Raw genomic sequence first — 17,269 nt, forward strand, 5'->3', positions numbered from 1 at the left:
TTGCCAACCCGGTGCGGCGGGACAATCTCGCGAAGATACGCGAGCTGTTGCACGTACCAACCGTCGATATCGCGCCCGTTAGCGACAACACCTCGCCAGACACTGCACAGCCCACCTTCGTGTGCCGGCACTGCGGCTCGCCGATGATCATCATCGACATCCTCCACCGCAGCCAGCCGATCCGGGCACCGCCCGCGCAGCGAGACGCAGCATGAGCGCAAGTGGATCAAGGTATTCAACCCGACTGTCAGCTCTTCGGCAACGAGAGCCAACAGGAGACAGTTGCGCTGGTCGTTTCAGCCAGGTCCTTCCGCGCTCGCCCCGTCGTCACGATCATCGCCTGTGGCAGCTTCGCAACCGCGCCTGCGCCCATCTAACGTCTGGTTTGCCTCAGTTCCCCATCGCCCGATTGACAGTGCGATCTCTTCAATCGCCATAGTCGGGTAAGGTTCCCACCGCATCGGAGCACTCCGCGGTTTCCTCCATCGAGGCTTGTGCGACGCCTGCCCGCTGGCTCACCGGCGCGCTCACATGCATGCGGCTTCAGGGCAGGCATCGCACAACCCTTAACACGACGAGCCGTTGATGCTTCGATATGCCGGCAGTCCGCTTCACGCCCTGAGGCGGTCAGTCAAGGTTTTTCCGAGGGCATGCGCAGCCCACATCCTTGACCTTGTAGCTTCGGGCGTCGCTCATTCATGAAACGGCGGATGTGGAAGAAACGTCGTGCCCTCGTCTTTGCATGCCCGAAGCCACGCCACGACGAGCACGCCGAAACTGGCGCCCAAAGACGTCCCTATTGCCAGGCCAAGCAAGAATTCCATCGCTTCCCCCAATTTTGTGTGATTGCAAAACTGTGCACGAGCGTATGTGGGTGGGCATGCCCCGCAGAGCTTTTTGTCGATGGCGTCCTCGTCTATAGGTGGGCCCCGTCCGTTCTCTCCGAGCCGACGGAAACGTGGGAATGGTCGGGTCCGTTCCTGCGTCGGCGTGGTGAAGCCTGACTATCTGCTGGATTTCTTCCACACGATCCTCTCGCTACACTCCCCACCGCCGTCCCTCGAGCGAGCGCGGATAGCAGGTCGTTGCGCTTCGCAAGCGTAGCCTCCGGCAAACCGTCGAGCGCCAGGTTACGGTTGGCCACTACATGGGCGCCGCCACTCCACTCGCCGCAACAGAAGCTCATATGTTCGTCTGCGCGCATAGCGGATCGGCAGCATGAGATAGATGCGTCTCATGATCGCTTTTCCGGTCGTGGCCAGCGGGCATCGAAGCCCGTGATTTCATTCTTGTACACTTCGACACAGCCTCGAAGTAGGAAGGCTCGCGGAAAAGGATGGGTAAAGACCCGCAAACGTTTTCGGCCACGGCTGCTGCCAACTCCGCCTCGAGTCATCGAAGCGCGTAATCATTCTTCCTACTGCTTGCCGTAGCTGTGCAGCCCCGAAAGGTACATGCGAAGGTCATAACTGGCGATCGGTTCTTTGCGTTGCGTCAATAAATGTGTCACCCGCTGCGTCGACGCGTGCTGACATCCGCTCGACCTTGGCAGACAAGCGTTTGCAGGCGCAAATTAAACGTGTCACCGGGCGATGGAAAGCCGGTGGGAGTGACTCCGGCCAGCGCGGGGCGTCCACCTCGGCTCGACTGACTGCGCGGCCGTGCGTCGCGAGCGCGAGGCGGCTAGGTCTCAGTCCGGCCGTCTACGGTCTTTCGTCGTCAGCTCGCGAACGTCCGTTGTTGAGCTAAAGCTGCCCCTTGTCTCGAAGACAATGGTCGCAGACTCGTAGACCGAAGCAGCCACAACTGCCAAGCACTAGCGCGCCGACAGCGGTGGTGCCACAAGCGCCGCAATCCTGACGTGAGGCTGGCCGCCTCACGTCAGGCGTAGGCCACTTCGGTAATCATACCGGCCAGCATGTGATAGAGATTGTGGCAATGCATTAGCCAGCGACCTGAGTTGTCCGCATCGAACGCCACGGTGACCTTTGCCATTGGGGGCACATGCACTGTGTCCCGCAACGCGCCGGAGAACGCGTTGCCGTTGAGCGCAACGACCTGAAAGTGATGACCATGCAGATGGATGGGGTGGGACATCATCGTCACGTTGTGAAAGGTCATCGTCACTCGCTGTCCGGGCCGAATTTTCACGATGGCGCGATTGTCCCATCCCCTGTCATTGAATCTCCACACATAGGGGTGCATTGAGCCGGTTAGCATCAGCATAAAATGCGCATCGGCGGAGCGTAACGCCAGAGGCTTGGCCGCTGACAGTTGAACCTCCTGATCGAAGTCCAGCGCTGCAGATTTTTCGATTGCTACAGAGGCGAACTTGCCGACGTTGGCGCCATAAGTGGCGAAAATGACGCCCGTTTGCTGTCGATCACCTTCGCGCACGGCAAGCACAGGCCACACTCCGGCTTCACTGGGAAGTTCAAGAAGAATATCGATGCGTTGGGCCATTGCCAGATTGAAGCGGTTCGCACTCAAAGGCCAGGTGGCGTCGCCATCCACAGCGGCGACCGTACCCTGCAATCGTCCCAGGTGAACGTGGAAATTCGTGGATGACGCTCCGTTGATAATGCGTAGGCGAACTCTTGCGCCTCGCTCTACCCGAATGATTTCCGGATCCTCCAGTGTTCGATCGTTGGCGAGATAGGCATCGAAGTCTACGTCGTTGAGGTCCATTTTCATCGGCATCGGATTTGGTATGTCGCGGATGTCGACGCCAGCCACTCTGCTCATGCCCGGCATGTCACCAATGCCGGGAGGGTTTTCGTGCCGGCTCGATGCTGCCATGGCATCCATCCGGTTTGCGTTCCCGCGTCGGAGTTCCGACATGACTTCGGCAGGGTCGCGAAAAAGGAAATCCTCCAGAAAAATCGTCACCTCGTGAATGTCGGCCCGAACGTCGTCGGCAGTGCGCACGATCAACGGAGCGGCGAGCAACTGCTGCTCTTGAAAGCCGTGATGCGAGTGCATCCAGTAAGTGCCGGGACGCGCAGCGAAATCGTAGGCACGGCGCTCGCCCGGCTGAAGTTCCGGCACCCCGAACTGGCTTACGCCGTCTTGGTCGGGCGGCGGCTCCTGCCCATGCCAGTGAACAATGGTTGGCTCGTTTAAGCGGTTCTCCAGTTCGACCGCGATGCGCTCGCCCGGGTCAAGGAACAGGCCGCGCGTGCCGTTTGGCTGACGCAGTCCGAACACCGTCGCGGCGCGGCCGTTGACTTCGATCGAACGGGTCTCGGCAACTAGACGGCGCGGCGTATTGCCATTATTTCCGTTGGTGACTGACTTGAAACCGCTGATCGCCGATGGCGCACATGCAGCAAGCGCCGCCGATGCGGCGGCGACGGACGTCAGCAGGAATTTGCGGCGAGATATCAACATTGATTGTTCCTTTCGCTTACGGTTCTGTGCAGCGTAGACATTCCAACGATGGGAGGGTCAAGCAACTGCGATCGAATCGTTGTGACCAGGAACGGATAGTTCACACGGTCCTCGAACGTGCGCTCCGGTTGAAAACCCTGCATCCGGGCTCGGCCGCCGGGCGTCGGATTTGACCGGCAGAACCGCCACCCGTCGCGCCTACGCCACCGTCGGCAACGGGTCGATCAGAGCCATTCGACCGCATACATTGGGCGCGCTTGGCGCGCCCAATTGCCGTTCGTGACATGCCCGCTTCGGACGAAACCCCTGTCGCTCACGCGGCGGCCTTCGGCGTTTTGATCGAATACGGATTGAAGCGCACAACCTCGTCGCCGATCCACTCATTGAGCTGCGCGAACCGCCGTTGCAACGGTTCGATTACGTTACGCCCGAATACCTCGGCGGCCGTGTCGGCCGCGCCAAATCCGCCGGTATTGCTCGGCACGATCCACATGAGCTGCGGGGGGATGCGATGCGCCGCAAGCAAGTCGTCGCGCGTCACATTCTTGATATTGGAAAACTCGTCTTTCGCCGTGACCTCGGAAACGGGAATGAGCTGAATGCCGTCTTTCTTGCCGTTCGGCGCGTACATGAACAGGTTTCGGAAATTGCCTGGCCCCTTGCTGTTTTTCAATGCTGCGCGCATGTCGTCGACATCGGTTTGCGACTGCGCCGTATCCGTCATGTACAGGATGAAACCCGCGTGCGAACCATTCTCGTAATACCACCGGCGAAATAGAGTCGCCGACGCGCTCGACGTGGCGCGCGCTGCGTGGCGCGACTGCTCGGCCCGCGTCGACATGATCGTGACGTGTCAGGCGCAAGACGGCGGATATACGACCGCGCTCGAACTGGAAACGCGCGACGCCCCGACGAGCGGCCGACACCGAAACCACTTTTGCAAGTCAGGCAAGTAAACGTAGTTACAAAAACCTGTTGCGGCCCTTAGTTCTTGTAACTACAATAACCATATGAAAACGACTCACGACCAAACCAAGAGCAACGCCAACGAACAGAAGCACGGCGCATCTCTGTCAATCGCCGAAGCGATTGATTGGTCGTCCGTATGGTGCGCACCCGACGACCGCAAGGATTACGGCGAGTTGCGCGAAATTGGCTATGCCGTGATCGACGCCCGCCTCTATTGCGTCGTGTTCACGCAGCGCGACGAAACCTTTCGGGTTATCAGTCTGCGCAAGGCGAACAACCGGGAGATAGACCGCTATGAAAAAGCAACCCAAATTGATCCGTAACACGCCCGAAGAAGAAGCCGCGATTGCTCGCGGCATCGCGGCCGACCCTGACACGTTCGAGCCGACCGATGAACAGTTCGCACAGATGAAGCCGCGCGGCGGCCGGCCGAAGCTCGCGCACCCGAAAGTCGCGGTAACGGTTCGATACGACGCTGAGATAGTCGAGCGTTTCAGAGCAAGCGGCGAAGGCTGGCAAACGCGCATGAATGACGCGCTGCGCGACTGGCTCAAGACACACCACGCATGAGGTGCTAAAGGAGCTGGGAGGATGGGAAACGCTGGAGATGGTGCAACGCTACGCGCACCTGTCGGCCGATCACCTAGCACGCTGGGTACAGCCCCACACACAGGTCGCCGGCCTGCAGACGGTCGCCGGCTGACTGTATTTTCACTGTACTGGGGAGAAACGATGAAGCAGAGAAACCGAGCTCCAGCTGCAATTTAGCTGCAGTGATCAGTAACGAATTTGCACGTGCGCATCGTCCACTCGCTTCCGACCGGAGCCGCTATGCGACAATCCGTGAGACGTACGGTGCTTCATAGCTGATATCCCAAAAAAACCTTATCTTATGCACTGATTGGTTCGATAGGATCGAGTTTTATAAGAAAGATCTATCGTTTTTTATAATTGATAGCGCGTCTTATGCTAAGCAGCCAAGTCAAAAAACATATCGACAACAAGAATCGGCTGTATTGCTTACAGAAGGTGCGGAACCTGAACGTCGAGTATTTGTTGGCGTACGACCTAGTCGATGGCAAGACGATTGGGGAAAGCATAGGGTCAGCAAACACTGTGCCGATTCCACAAGCGGTGACTTCGGCGGGGGCGGACGCCACCCGAAAGATCAAGGTGATTCATGTACACCCGAAGTCCGTCTCCTTCAGCTCGACGGACATTCTCGTGATGCTAGCCAACCCAGGATTTGCTGAACTGGAGGCCATAGGCCCTGACGGATCAATATTTTGGGGTCAAATCGAAGCTCTTCCGCAAAACTTTGGCGCTGCGAATTTTTTTGTCACCCGTAGTGAACAAGCCTACCTGAGGGCATTGCAACGCAATGGATTTCCGAAAAAGCAGCAACCGGCAACTTTCCTTGCGTTGGAGTTCGCGCACATAATTTGCACCGCGCTTGCACAAGTAGGAGTTTTGGGTTATCAAAGTAACTTACCGACGACGCGTATGAGCGGCATGGCGTTACACGCCAAGCTCTTCGCGGACATGGTGAACGAGACCGTCAACCAGTTGACGGACCTGCGCTGGTGAGGTGAAAGATGGCTATTAAATTTCCCGATCGGCCAAGTTTCTATGCAGATGTTCAGGAATGGACTAGTTACTTGGCGCGTTTGCGCAAGCTCGACCAGAGCGGTGACCGCGACGTTCAACTGGCAATCAGATCGGCTGAAGGGGTAATCTTTCAGTTGGAGCACCCTCTCGAACCGACTCCAGAATCATCGGCAACCGAAGATTCTCGACAGCGGGTCCGGTCCCGTTTGTATCTTTGACACCTGTACCCGCTTGTCCGGTCACTGCCATTGGCGGGACAGCGTCTATGCTTCGTTCCATAAAACTTATGTGACGCAGTCGCAATCCGCCGTGGGATGTAACCAGAGCTATCTGGGAACGGCGGATCTATTGTCCCCTGTGCAAAATTTGTAGGCGTCAAACATAGTCGCGTTCAACACGACTAAGTGAGGTGCGCTCGCCGCAATGCGCCTGAGCCCATACCTCCAGGCAATCACATCGCCTGCATCAAAATGCATCCCTTTTGCGTCCTTAATTCAATCGCGACAGCTTGCAGCCATGCGCCGAGACCGCATGCCGGCAACTGCATCAAAACTAGACACCGAAGGGACGGGCAGGCGGGGAGGGGACTGTAAAAAGCGACATGACGGTGCCGCTCGTCTACCAGACTGAATCGCCAGCGGCCTAAGTCGAGATTTCGAGGCGTTCGCGACCATTCCCGTCGATATATCGCCGTGGGGACGTGTACTATCACATCAGACTATATCCGCGTCCGAGGGAACGATGCCAACGGGTAAGCCAGTGACGGTCGCCGACTACATAGCAAAATGGCTTTCAGAACAACTCGAGCCCCACGCTGATGCCATCGCGAAAGGCGCGGTCTTTTTGGAAGAATTGTCTAAGCAGATCCACGCAGCCGCCGAAAACGCAGCAGCAAGCCTTCAAGGCCCACTTGTCGCCTTAAGTAAAGTCGATTGGGCCGACGTCAAACGACGCTTGGACAGCCTCCCCGAGAAGTCGAAAAGTGCGATGATTTTGGCGGCATCAAGCGGTTGGTTTTTCGGCTGGAATGATTCACTAGAGGGCGTCCTCACTCTCGTGGAGAAGCTTGATGTTGCCGGCTCTAATGACGTTGACGGCATCCTAGTCAAGTATCATCGCGAAAACTTTGAGTCTTCGGTGCGAGACTTGATTGAGGGGCACCCAAAAAGGGCGGCGGTCATTACTGCCGCCGTACAGGCGCACAAGACGTCAACTACTGATGGTTATTTCCTTTCAATACCCATCTTCATTGCTCAAGCGGACGGTTTGCTTAGCGAAATTAGTGATCTCCAATCACCTCTTAGCGCCAAAGGATTGAAAGCGCTTCGCGCGTCGCTCGAAGGTGACCTCGAATATGCAGATCTGTTATATCCCCTTCTCATTCTAGGCGAGCTGGATTTTTTAAAAAGTGCCGCCGAAAGAAAGATCGCTGCCGGGGCTTCGGGGCAAGCGTTCACAGCACTAAACCGCCACCAAGTCATGCATGGTGAATCTTGGGACTACGGCAATGAAATTAACAGCCTCAAAGCATTTTCTTTTCTTCTGTTCATCGGCGTACATCTACCTCTAATCCTTAAAGAAAAATCTGACTCGGAGAACAACCATCGACCCCTTAGATGAATCCTTGGCATTCTATGCTGAGCGCTATGAGGTGAGCGGAACATGGCTACTTGTACCGGGAAAGAAACTTCCAGTTCTCGGCGACCCGACGAATCGACATTGCCGATTTTGCGGTGAACGGCCTCCCGTCGCCACATTCAGAAAGTTAGCGCACGCAATCCCCCAATCATTAGGCAACAACAGCCTCTTTTCCGCGTACGAATGCGACGAGTGCAATGCTCTTTTCGGTCGCACAATCGAAAACGATTTCGCAAATTGGTCAATGCCAATGCGGACATTTGCACGTATTAGAGGGAAAAATGGTGTACCTACGCTAAAAAGTGAAGCGGCGGGATGGCGTATCGAATACGACGACGACAAAAACAGCTTTAACATTGATCATCGCGAAGGAGATCCGGTCTTCGCCGTCGATCCTGACATCAAACAAATCACCCTGCGGCTAAAACGGGATCCGTACACGCCCATAGAGGTCCTGAAGGCCTTCGTCAAAATGGGACTTTCTCTAATGCCGGAATCTGAAATAGAGTATTTCTCAGAATGTATTGCGTGGATTCGAGAGGCGGACAACAGCAATGGTTTCATAAGGAACCTATCCGTCATCTATACGGTCGCTCCCGGCGCAATGCCGAATGACAAAATTACGACGCGGGTGTTGCGTCGGCGTGCCGAATATTCAAACATTCCATATTTATATTTCGTTCTTATCTACGGCAACGAAATGTTCCAAGTTATGTTGCCATCGCCAACGCACGACCAAGCATTAAATGAATTAGAGGACGAAACTGCCGGTTGGAAACCGACTCAAGGTCGCGGCGAACCCATCACAAGCAAGGCGGCGTCAGACGAAATCCTTAAGTTTTTTCTCACAAAGGTTCGGGGGCGCTGAAAGAGCGGCAAAGGCAAACCTAAGCAGCCTTCGACGTCTTGATCGAATACGGATTAAAGCGCACAACCTCGTCGCCGAGCCACTCATTGAGCTGCGCGAACCGCCGTTGCAGGGGTTCGATTTCGTTACGTCCAAATACTTCGGCCGCCGTGTCGGCTGCGCCAAAGCCCCCTGTATTGCTCGGCACGATCCCCATGAGCTGCGGCGGGATGCGATGCGCCGCGAGCAAGTCGTCGCGCGTGACATTCTTGATATTGAAAAACTCATCTTTCGCCGTGACCTCTGAAACGGGAATGAGCTGGATACCGTCTTTCTTGCCGTTCGGCGCGTACATGAACAGATTGCGGAAATTGCCTGGCCCCTTGCTGTTTTTCAACGCCTCGCGCATGTTGTCGACATCGGTTTGACTCTGCGCCGCATCCGTCATGTACAGGATAAAACCCGCATGCGAACCATTCTCGTAATACCGCCGGCGAAATAGCGTCGCCGACTCGTTCAACCATGCCGCGTGCAGGGCGCCGAGATATTCGGGCAAGCCGTACACCTCCTGGTTAATGTCCGGTTCCATCAAGTGATGAACGGTCCCGGCCGCGAACTCGTGCGACGCTTGCCACCCATTGACCTGGTAGAAGCGCTGAAGGTCCGTCGCGCGGCGCATGTACTTGGCCGGCGCACGCTCGAACGCGAGCGGCCCGCCTAGCCGGTTCTTTCGCAGCTCAAGATACCCATTGCCGAACGTGAGGAAATCGAGCGCCCACTTATCGAACACCTCGCGCGTGAGCAACCTGTGCGGAATGAACGTCGCCGATAACACGTTGCGTTTGAAGTAGCCGTCGACACAGGAATGCGCGCCGGTAACGGCTTGCACGCTGCCGGCGATGGCGCCGCGCAGTAATGGCGACCTCGGCACCTGAAAGCGATGCTCGGATTCTGGCCGCATATCACCGTGCAGGCCGACAAGGGTGCCGGCAAGTCGACGCTGATCAAGCGGCTTGAGCGCACGATCGCCTTCACGATGTTTTCCGTGCAGAGCCTGCAGACCGAATTCCGGCTCCTGACGAGCATCAGCCACACGAGCCACCCGGTCGGCTGAGAAGAACTGTCCGCACGCCGGCAGGAAGTGATCGACAAGGCGGTCGGACTGCTCCAGGAAAACTACCAGTACACGGTGACGCGACGCGGCGCCGAGATGACCGAATACCTGCTGTGCGCCCCGGTCATGCTGGCCGGTGAAGACGTGCCCGTGCGCAGCCTGCTCGGCAAGCTCGTTCGCACCACCCTGACCGGCAAGCGCGGCCCGCTGCTGCCCGACGACCTGCCGCGCTTTCCTGTACGCGAATGGCTGGAATTTCTCGCCGGTCTGAACAGGCGCGCCGTGCTCGACCAGTATCGCGCGTTGCGCGAACAGTGCCTGACGAACAGCCGCGCGAGCGGCGCCGATGACGGTGCGCTGCGGATGGCCGGCAATTACGCGGCCGTCGCGCTGGCGTGGCGCTACCTCTGCGAGTTTGCCGGGATGGATGACGGCGAAGGCGATTTTTTACACGACCTGCTCGCGGAAATGAACGGCCACATCGCCGAAACGAGCGCCGACCGCGAGCCGTGGGTCTGGATTCTGGAAACCGTGCTGTCCGAGATCGACGGCGGCAACTACAAGCACCCGTACACGTTCGACATGGTCGACGGCGAGTTCTGCATCCTGCTGCGCACCGGTCACGTGATGGATCACATCGCCCACACCGGCAGCCTGCGCGACAAATGGAACGGCCTGCCGGTCAAGTCCGACCGCGTGTTCAAGAAGCAGCTCCAGCAGGCCGGCGTCGTGGTCGGCGCGAAAGAGGTCGAGCGTCGCATCTTCATGCGTCGCGTGCCATATCTGACGGCTATCTCGCTGCGCCGCCTTGAGGCGTTCGGCCTGCATGTGTCCGTGCGGGAGGACATGTGCTGATGAATTTCGTACCCCTTATGAAACCACACCGCCAGATGGGCCGCCGGCCCGCCTCGCTCGTTCGTCCGGACCGGCCAGAAGCGCGAAGGCCGGCACAACCAAGCCCGGCGGGCCGATTACGCACCGGGCGAGGCACAGGCAGCGCACGCGAGACATGGTTTTTTCCACCGACCGCACGTAAGTCTTTGATTATCGAGAAGAGTACCGCCACGAGTCACCGGTCGTTTGCCACGAGTCGCCGCCGTTTTGCCATGAGTCCGTTTTCGGGTCGTCGCTGCGTCCCGTATTTCTCTCTTCTCTCTAAATTATTGAAAGAAAAGAAGAAAGAAGGCTCGGAAAGGAAGGCATCTGAAGAAATCGGCGTGCCATGGGTTGACCCCGATTTGCCATCAATTGGACGGGGTGCCTATTTTTCGGGCCACGCGTCCCACGAGTCCGCCAAGGGTGACTCGTGGCAACTGATGGTGTCAGTTCCCTTTGAAATCAGGCACTTAGTGATCGACCAGATGCCACCCACGCGTCCACGTGTTGCGCTGCGTGTGGTCCGCTGCGGTGCGCGCCGGAGGGCAGGCTGATGGACGCCTGGTCGAAAACGCTGGCGCTGACTGACGCCGCCGCCCTGCTGCGCGCCCACCCAGAAACGGTGCGACTGAAAGCGAAGGCCGGCGACCTGCCGGGCCGGAAAGTCGGAAAACGCTGGATCTTCTCGCTGGTTGCCCTTCAGCGCTATCTGGCGGGAGAATGGATCCCGCGAGTTGTGCAGGGCGATCAGGCTAAGGAAACACAACCATGTCGCTCTTTAAACGTAGTTCAAGTCCCAACTGGTATTACAAGCTGTACCCGCCGGGAGGCGGACAAGCATTACAAGGCAGCACTGGCACCCAGGACAAAGCCAAGGCGCAGGAATTCCATGACCGGTTGAAAGCCGATTTATGGGATCAGGTGAAGCTCGGCCACAAGCCGCGTTACACCTGGAACGATGCGGTCGTCCGCTATGTCGCCGACCGCGAAGGCCTGTCGAGTCTCGAAACCAGCAAGACGCACCTGCGCTGGCTCGATCAGCACCTGTCCGGCGTGCAATTGGTGGATATCGACCGCAACCGTATTGACGCAATTGCGCACATAAAGCGGATGGAGCCGCGAGTCGTGCAGACGCGCAAAGGTCCAAAGAAGCTCGGGCGTAACGTCAGTGCAGGAACGGTTAATCGCGTCATCGGCGTACTCAAGGCCGTGCTGAACGCCGCGGTCGAATGGGAGTGGATCGACCGGGCGCCAAAGACGAAAAAGACGAAAGTGGTGTCGCGCCGGATACGCTGGCTGACCCCAGCGGAAGCTGGGCGTCTGCTGGCCGAGCTGCCAACGCACATGGCCGACATGGCGCAGTTCAGCCTCGAAACCGGGCTGCGCCGGGCCAACGTGACCGGCCTGCTGTGGTCGCAAGTCGATATCGTACGGCGCGTCGCGTGGATTCATCCGGACCAGGCGAAAGCCCGCAAGGCGATCACGGTGCCGCTGTCGGACACGGCAATCGCTGTGCTGCTGCGGCAGCGCGGGAAGAAGCACAAGCCCGAGCACGTCGAAAGCGTGTTCGTGTACCACGGCAAGCCGGTCTACCAGACGGTAACCGCCGCATGGACAAAAGCGCTCAAACGCGCCGGCATCCGCGATTTCCGCTGGCACGATCTGCGCCACACGTGGGCAAGCTGGCATGTGCAGCGCGGCACGCCGTTACAGGTACTCAAGGAGCTGGGGGGATGGGAAACGCTAGAGATGGTGCAGAGGTACGCGCACCTGTCGGCTGATCACCTGGCTCAGTGGGTGCAGCCGATGATGGTGCCAGCTATACCGCAGTTAGCTGCAATTTAGCTGTAGTTCGGAGGGGGAGAAAACGGGTGGATTCGTTGTAACCCTTGTCAGGGTTGGTGCGCCCGGCTGGGATCGAACCAGCAACCCCTGCCTTCGGAGGGCAGTACTCTATCCATTGAGCTACGGGCGCTTCAACACGAAAGCGCGGCAACCTGAGCAGGAGCGACGCCAAAGCGAGACCGAAAGGATACCCGGTTTCGGCCGAACCGTCCACCGGACGGCCTATATGGCGGGATTGGGCGCCTCCTGCCCCCCATCCAGGCGGCGCCGGCCGCGCCCCGCGATGCGGGTAAACGCCTGCTGAACACCTCGCCGCGCCCCTCGCCGCCGCCGAAATGTTCCGTCTATAATCGTCCGTGCCTGATTAAAGAACAAGAAGTTGCCGTCACGCTGTACCGCTCACATACCCACGGAGACGAGACAAGCATGAGCGAAGCACCACACGGAGCCCCAATCAAAACCCCCGGGCAGCTCATTGCCGCGATCATTGCCAGTTTTGTGGTACCGATCGTCATCATCGTTCTGCTAGTGATCTACGTCGATAACTCGACGCGCACGGGCGCCGGCACCGACAGTCTTTCCGAAGCTGAGGTCAGCGCGCGCATCAAGCCGCTCGCACAAGTCGACATTCGCGACGCCAATGCGCCGCGCGTCTACAAGACCGGCGAAGAGGTCTACAAGGCCGTGTGCTCCGCCTGTCACGCGGCGGGTACAGCAGGCGCGCCGAAATTCACCAATACCGCCGACTGGGCGCCGCGCATTGCGCAGGGCTTCGACACGCTGTGGCACACGGCGCTAGCCGGCAAGGGCGCGATGCCCGCGCGCGGCGGCACCAGCCCGGACGACTACAGCGACTTCGAAATCGCCCGCGCAGTGGCTTACATGGCGAACAATTCCGGCGCGAGCTTCCCTGAACCGGCGCAACCGGCAGCGGGTGCGGCGGCCGCCGCCTCGGGCGCTGCCGCCGCGGCGCCGGCGGGTGCTTCGGACACCGGGGCAGCACAAGCCGCTGCCGCAATCGCGGCCATGGCAAGCGTGCCGCAAGCGGCTGCACCGGCAGCAGGCGGGGCGCAAAGCGCGGACGCCTCGCAAGCCGGCAAGGCGCTGTATCAGCAGGTTTGTCAGGCGTGTCACGCGGCCGGCGTGCTGAACGCACCAAAGTTCGGCGACAAGGAAGCGTGGGCGGCGCGCCTGAAAGACCCGATCGACACGGTCTACAACTACGCACTGCACGGCAAGGGCGCGATGCCGCCCAAAGGCGGCTCGACTGCCTCCGATGCGGACGTAAAGGCTGCCGTCGACTACATGATCAGCGCGGCGAAGTAAGGCGCTTTCTGCGGTTGTCGCAGAACAAAAAAATCCCTGCTCCGTGGCGACACGGGCAGGGATTTTTTCATGCGGGACGCGCCCACACGTTCACCCCAACGCTCAAGGCTTCTGCAACAGCGCCTTCAAACTCGCGAGCCGGTCCTTCGGCGACATCGGCGCTTCTTCGGGCGTCGGCGGCGGCGCGTCGTCGAGCAGCATCTCGGGGATGAAGCGCGACGGCTCGCACACCACGGTTTCGCGCGCGCGCTTGCGCTTCTTGCACCAGTTCAAATGCAGGCTGCGCTGCGCCCGCGTGATCGCGACGTACATCAGACGCCGCTCTTCCTCGATGCGCGCGTCGTCGATCGGCTCGTCGTCGGGGCCGCCACGGTGCGGCATGATGCCTTCTTCAACGCCCACCAGAAACACGTGCGGATACTCCAGCCCCTTCGATGCGTGCACCGTCGAGAGCCGCACCGCGTCAGGATCTTCTTCGCGCCCTTCGAGCATCGACATCAGCGCGACGGTCTGGATCAGGCCGAGCAGACTCTTGCCGGTGTCGCCGAGGCCGTCGGCGGTGTCATAGCCGGTTGTCTCGCTCTTCTCCGAACCCTCGGGCTCAGCCTTGGTGCCTTTGCGCTTCAACCATTCCATGAACTCGAGCACGTTCTGCCACTTGGCCTGCGCCTGACGTTCGTCGAACGCGTCGTACAGATAGGCTTCGTAGTGGATAGCGTCCATCAGTTCGTCGAGCAGCGTGCCGGCAGCGTCCTTCTCGGCGCGATCGGTGAGACGCTGCATGAAGTCGCAGAACACGCGCATCGGTTCGATCTGACGCGGCGACAAGCGCGCCTCGATGCCGCCCATATACACCGCTTCGAATAACGACACCTTCGCCTGACCCGCAAACGAGCCGAGCGCTTCGAGCGTCGTATTGCCGACGCCGCGGCGCGGCGTGGTGATCGCGCGGATGAACGCGGGGTCATCGTTGGCGTTCGCGATCAGCCGCAGATACGCGCAGATATCCTTAATCTCGGCTTTGTCGAAGAATGACTGGCCGCCCGACAGCACGTACGGGATCCGCTCGCGACGCAGCACCTGTTCGAAGATGCGCGCCTGGAAGTTGCCGCGATACAGGATCGCGTAGTCGCGAAAATTCGCGCGCCGCTCGAACTTGTGCGCGGACAGGCGGAACACGACGGATTCGGCCTCGTGCTCTTCGTCGTTGCAAGGCGTGACGGTGATCGTGTCGCCCATGCCGTGTTCGGACCACAGCTTCTTTTCGAACAGCTTCGGATTGTTCGCGATCACGTTGTTCGCGGCGGTGAGAATGCGCACCGTCGAACGGTAGTTCTGCTCGAGCTTGATCAGATGCAGCTTCGGAAAATCCTTGCTGAGCTGCCCGAGATTTTCGAGCGTCGCGCCGCGCCAGCCATAGATTGCCTGATCGTCGTCGCCGACCGCCGTGAACGCAGCGCGCTTGCCGGCCAGCAGTTTCACCAGTTCGTACTGGCACGCGTTGGTGTCCTGATACTCGTCGATCAGCAAATAGCGCAGCTTGTTTTGCCAGCGGTCGCGCACCTGCTCGTTCTTCTCGAAGAGCTCGGCGGGCAGGCGGATCAGATCGTCGAAGTCGACCGCCTGATACGCGTGCAGCGTCGCCACATAGTTGCGGTAGACGATCGCGGCCTGATGCTCGTCCTCGTTCGCGGCGATCGCGATCGCCTGTTCGGGCATGATCATGCCGTTTTTCCACAGCGAGATGATCGACTGGATCTTGCGGATGAAGCCCTTGTCCGTCGAGCCGACCTGCTCCTGGATCATGCCGAAGCAGTCGTCCGAATCCATGATCGAGAACTGCGGCTTGAGGCCGACGTGTTCCGCCTCCTGACGCAGTATCTGCACACCGAGCGAGTGGAAGGTGCAGACCGTCAACTGATTGACGGGCACTTTGCGACCTTCCTTGCCCGGCGTGGTGAGCGTCTTGCCTTCGAGCAGCTTACCGACGCGCTCACGCATTTCCAACGCGGCCTTGTTCGTGAACGTAACGGCGGCGATGTGGCGCGGCTCGAAGCCTTTGGCCTCGATCAGGTGCGCGATTTTCTGCGTGATCACGCGCGTCTTGCCACTGCCTGCGCCGGCGAGCACGAGACACGGACCGTCAAGATAACGGACCGCTTCATTTTGAGCGGGGTTCAGGCCTGCGGACATCGTCTGTGGATGGGTAATGCGGTTGAGGGCGCTTGGGTGCGAAATCGCGAGACCGAAGGCCCGGGGGCATGCTGCGCGGTGCCGGCGGCTGGATCAGGCACCTCGCGTGGCAGCGAGGGCGTTCCGGCTCACTGCGTTCCCGCGCGAGAGGAGCGATGTTAACACGGATATCGCGAACCACCGCCCGCGACAACGCTGACAGTCCGCCTTCGGGACATGCCACAATTACGCTGTTGCGCGCCGACGCCGCGGTGGCAAAGCGGCGCGCCGTTTTTGCAGGAAGAAACGCATGTCCGTATCGCTGAAGATTGGATTGATGGGTTACGGTTTTGCTGGCGCGACCTTTCATGCGCCGGTGATCGAGCACTGCGGGCGAGCGAGCATCGCGGCCATCGCGACGAGTCAGCCCGAGCACGCGCTGGCCGATTACCCGCACGCAAAGGTGGTGGCCGATCTCGACGCCCTGCTGGCGCTCGAAGAAATCGACTGCGTCGTGATCGCGACGCCCAATGACACGCACTTCGACCTGGCGCGCCGCACGCTGGAGGCGGGCAAACACGTCGTGGTCGACAAGCCGGTCACGCTGACCGCCGCGGATGCCCACACGCTCGCCAACATTGCACTCGCCCGGGGCAAGCTCTTCGTGCCCTTTCACAATCGCCGCTGGGACGGTGATTTTCTGACCGTGCGGGATCTGCTTGCCAGCAGAGAGTTGGGGCGCATCACGCAATACGAATCGCATTTCGACCGTTTCCGGCCGGAGGTTCGGCAGCGTTGGCGCGAGGAGGCTTCGCGCGGCGGCGGTTTGCTATTCGATCTTGGACCGCACCTGGTCGATCAGGCGTTGGCATTGTTCGGCGCGCCGCAGACCGTGTCCGCGACGGTTCGGACGCATCGCGACCAAGCCAGCGCGCCGGACTATGTGCATATTCAACTGGGGTACGGCGAGTTCGAAGTGGTATTGCATGCAAGCGCGTTGACTGCGCTGGTGGCGCCGAGGTTTGCGATTCACGGCACGCAGGGGAGCTATGTGAAATACGGGCTCGATACGCAGGAAGATCAGTTGAAAGCCGGCTTGCGGCCGGGCGACGAGGGGTTCGGCGCAGGCAATGCGGCGGGGGTGCTGCGTGTGCTCGAAGGCGATCAGGAAGTGGAACGGGCGGTGCCTACGCGCAATGGGGAATATGTCGGCTTTTATATTGCCTTGGCGGACGCCATTCAGAACGGCGTGAAATTTCCTGTCAGCGCTCTGGATGCGGTCGACGTGATGACGATCATCGAGCTCGCCGCCCGGAGTTCGGAAGAAGGCGCCCGGCTGCCGTTTGAGCGTATTCGCTGACTTTTTGCCTACGGGGCGCTTTCTGGCTATTTGGCGGTGGCATGCGAACCATGCCGTCGCCACAGGCAAAAAGCCTGACAACCCCGAAAGGAACATAACGTTACAAATAACGCCGTCGTCGCGG

Annotated in this window: 13 protein-coding genes, 1 tRNA gene and 4 pseudogenes; 13 read left to right on the forward strand and 5 right to left on the reverse strand. The window is 59.4% G+C overall.

All coding sequences use genetic code 11. The features are described from left to right. Positions 1 to 215: pseudogene (locus GNZ13_RS07410) on the forward strand (IS91 family transposase); the annotation flags it as partial. Positions 216 to 1,881: 1,666 nt separating this feature from the next. Here the strand turns inward: GNZ13_RS07410 and GNZ13_RS07415 are convergent. Both GNZ13_RS07415 and GNZ13_RS07420 read right to left on the reverse strand, forming a co-directional pair. Beyond that, positions 1,882 to 3,390, reverse strand: a complete 1,509-nt coding sequence (locus GNZ13_RS07415) for a multicopper oxidase family protein (RefSeq protein WP_172161910.1) — start codon at positions 3,388 to 3,390, stop codon at positions 1,882 to 1,884. A gap of 313 nt (positions 3,391 to 3,703) precedes the next feature. Further along, positions 3,704 to 4,177, reverse strand: a pseudogene (locus GNZ13_RS07420) (phage portal protein); the annotation flags it as partial. Positions 4,178 to 4,400: 223 nt separating this feature from the next. Between GNZ13_RS07420 and GNZ13_RS07425 the strand changes: the two are divergent. From GNZ13_RS07425 to GNZ13_RS07445, 6 genes and pseudogenes are all read left to right on the forward strand, one after another. Next, the gene (locus GNZ13_RS07425; protein ID WP_172161912.1) at positions 4,401 to 4,682 is read left to right on the forward strand and encodes a BrnT family toxin; all 282 of its coding nucleotides are present in this window, start codon (positions 4,401 to 4,403) and stop codon (positions 4,680 to 4,682) included. Then, positions 4,654 to 4,929, forward strand: coding sequence for a BrnA antitoxin family protein (locus tag GNZ13_RS07430; protein WP_115781380.1), 276 nt, complete (start codon positions 4,654 to 4,656; stop codon positions 4,927 to 4,929). Before GNZ13_RS07425 ends, GNZ13_RS07430 begins: the two co-directional genes overlap by 29 nt. Next, positions 4,913 to 5,062, forward strand: a pseudogene (locus GNZ13_RS52100) (tyrosine-type recombinase/integrase); the annotation flags it as partial. The gene GNZ13_RS07430 and the pseudogene GNZ13_RS52100, both read left to right, overlap by 17 nt. A 263-nt stretch (positions 5,063 to 5,325) precedes the next feature. Continuing rightward, positions 5,326 to 5,946 (forward strand): hypothetical protein, encoded by a 621-nt coding sequence (locus tag GNZ13_RS07435; protein WP_172161914.1) that lies wholly within the window; start codon positions 5,326 to 5,328, stop codon positions 5,944 to 5,946. 762 nt (positions 5,947 to 6,708) lie between these two features. Continuing rightward, positions 6,709 to 7,587 (forward strand): hypothetical protein, encoded by an 879-nt coding sequence (locus GNZ13_RS07440; protein WP_172161916.1) that lies wholly within the window; start codon positions 6,709 to 6,711, stop codon positions 7,585 to 7,587. Between the two features lie 4 nt (positions 7,588 to 7,591). Then, the gene (locus GNZ13_RS07445) at positions 7,592 to 8,473 is read left to right on the forward strand and encodes an HNH endonuclease (RefSeq protein ID WP_172161918.1); all 882 of its coding nucleotides are present in this window, start codon (positions 7,592 to 7,594) and stop codon (positions 8,471 to 8,473) included. 19 nt (positions 8,474 to 8,492) lie between these two features. On the opposite strand, the gene GNZ13_RS07450 is transcribed toward GNZ13_RS07445, so the two are convergent. Continuing rightward, the gene (locus tag GNZ13_RS07450) at positions 8,493 to 9,413 is read right to left on the reverse strand and encodes a phage portal protein (protein WP_172161920.1); all 921 of its coding nucleotides are present in this window, start codon (positions 9,411 to 9,413) and stop codon (positions 8,493 to 8,495) included. Here GNZ13_RS07450 and GNZ13_RS07455 point away from each other — a divergent pair. The 4 genes and pseudogenes from GNZ13_RS07455 to GNZ13_RS07470 all read left to right on the forward strand — a co-directional run. Then, a pseudogene (locus GNZ13_RS07455) lies at positions 9,381 to 10,421 on the forward strand (toprim domain-containing protein); the annotation flags it as partial. The gene GNZ13_RS07450 and the pseudogene GNZ13_RS07455 sit on opposite strands and share 33 nt — an antisense overlap. Positions 10,422 to 10,672: 251 nt before the next feature. Further along, positions 10,673 to 10,996 (forward strand): hypothetical protein, encoded by a 324-nt coding sequence (locus GNZ13_RS07460; protein WP_172161922.1) that lies wholly within the window; start codon positions 10,673 to 10,675, stop codon positions 10,994 to 10,996. Next, complete coding sequence (locus GNZ13_RS52105) at positions 10,996 to 11,343, forward strand: helix-turn-helix domain-containing protein (protein ID WP_236001855.1); 348 nt, start codon at positions 10,996 to 10,998, stop codon at positions 11,341 to 11,343. Before GNZ13_RS07460 ends, GNZ13_RS52105 begins: the two co-directional genes overlap by 1 nt. After that, entirely contained in the window at positions 11,256 to 12,287 is a 1,032-nt protein-coding gene (locus tag GNZ13_RS07470) for a tyrosine-type recombinase/integrase (protein ID WP_268959141.1), read from the forward strand. Before GNZ13_RS52105 ends, GNZ13_RS07470 begins: the two co-directional genes overlap by 88 nt. 54 nt (positions 12,288 to 12,341) lie before the next feature. Here the strand turns inward: GNZ13_RS07470 and GNZ13_RS07475 are convergent. Continuing rightward, positions 12,342 to 12,417, reverse strand: a tRNA-Arg gene (locus GNZ13_RS07475). 296 nt (positions 12,418 to 12,713) lie between these two features. On the opposite strand from GNZ13_RS07475, the gene GNZ13_RS07480 reads away from it, so the two are divergent. Further along, the gene (locus tag GNZ13_RS07480) at positions 12,714 to 13,613 is read left to right on the forward strand and encodes a c-type cytochrome (RefSeq protein WP_172161926.1); all 900 of its coding nucleotides are present in this window, start codon (positions 12,714 to 12,716) and stop codon (positions 13,611 to 13,613) included. Between the two features lie 102 nt (positions 13,614 to 13,715). Here the strand turns inward: GNZ13_RS07480 and GNZ13_RS07485 are convergent, their stop codons facing one another. Continuing rightward, a complete protein-coding gene (locus GNZ13_RS07485; protein WP_172161928.1) occupies positions 13,716 to 15,806 on the reverse strand; it encodes a UvrD-helicase domain-containing protein in 2,091 nt (696 codons plus the stop codon). A gap of 289 nt (positions 15,807 to 16,095) precedes the next feature. Between GNZ13_RS07485 and GNZ13_RS07490 the strand changes: the two genes are divergently transcribed. Beyond that, positions 16,096 to 17,145, forward strand: a complete 1,050-nt coding sequence (locus GNZ13_RS07490; protein ID WP_172161930.1) for an oxidoreductase — start codon at positions 16,096 to 16,098, stop codon at positions 17,143 to 17,145. Positions 17,146 to 17,269: the final 124 nt, after the last annotated feature.

This window comes from Paraburkholderia elongata (assembly GCF_013177735.1).
GTDB lineage: Bacteria > Pseudomonadota > Gammaproteobacteria > Burkholderiales > Burkholderiaceae > Paraburkholderia > Paraburkholderia elongata.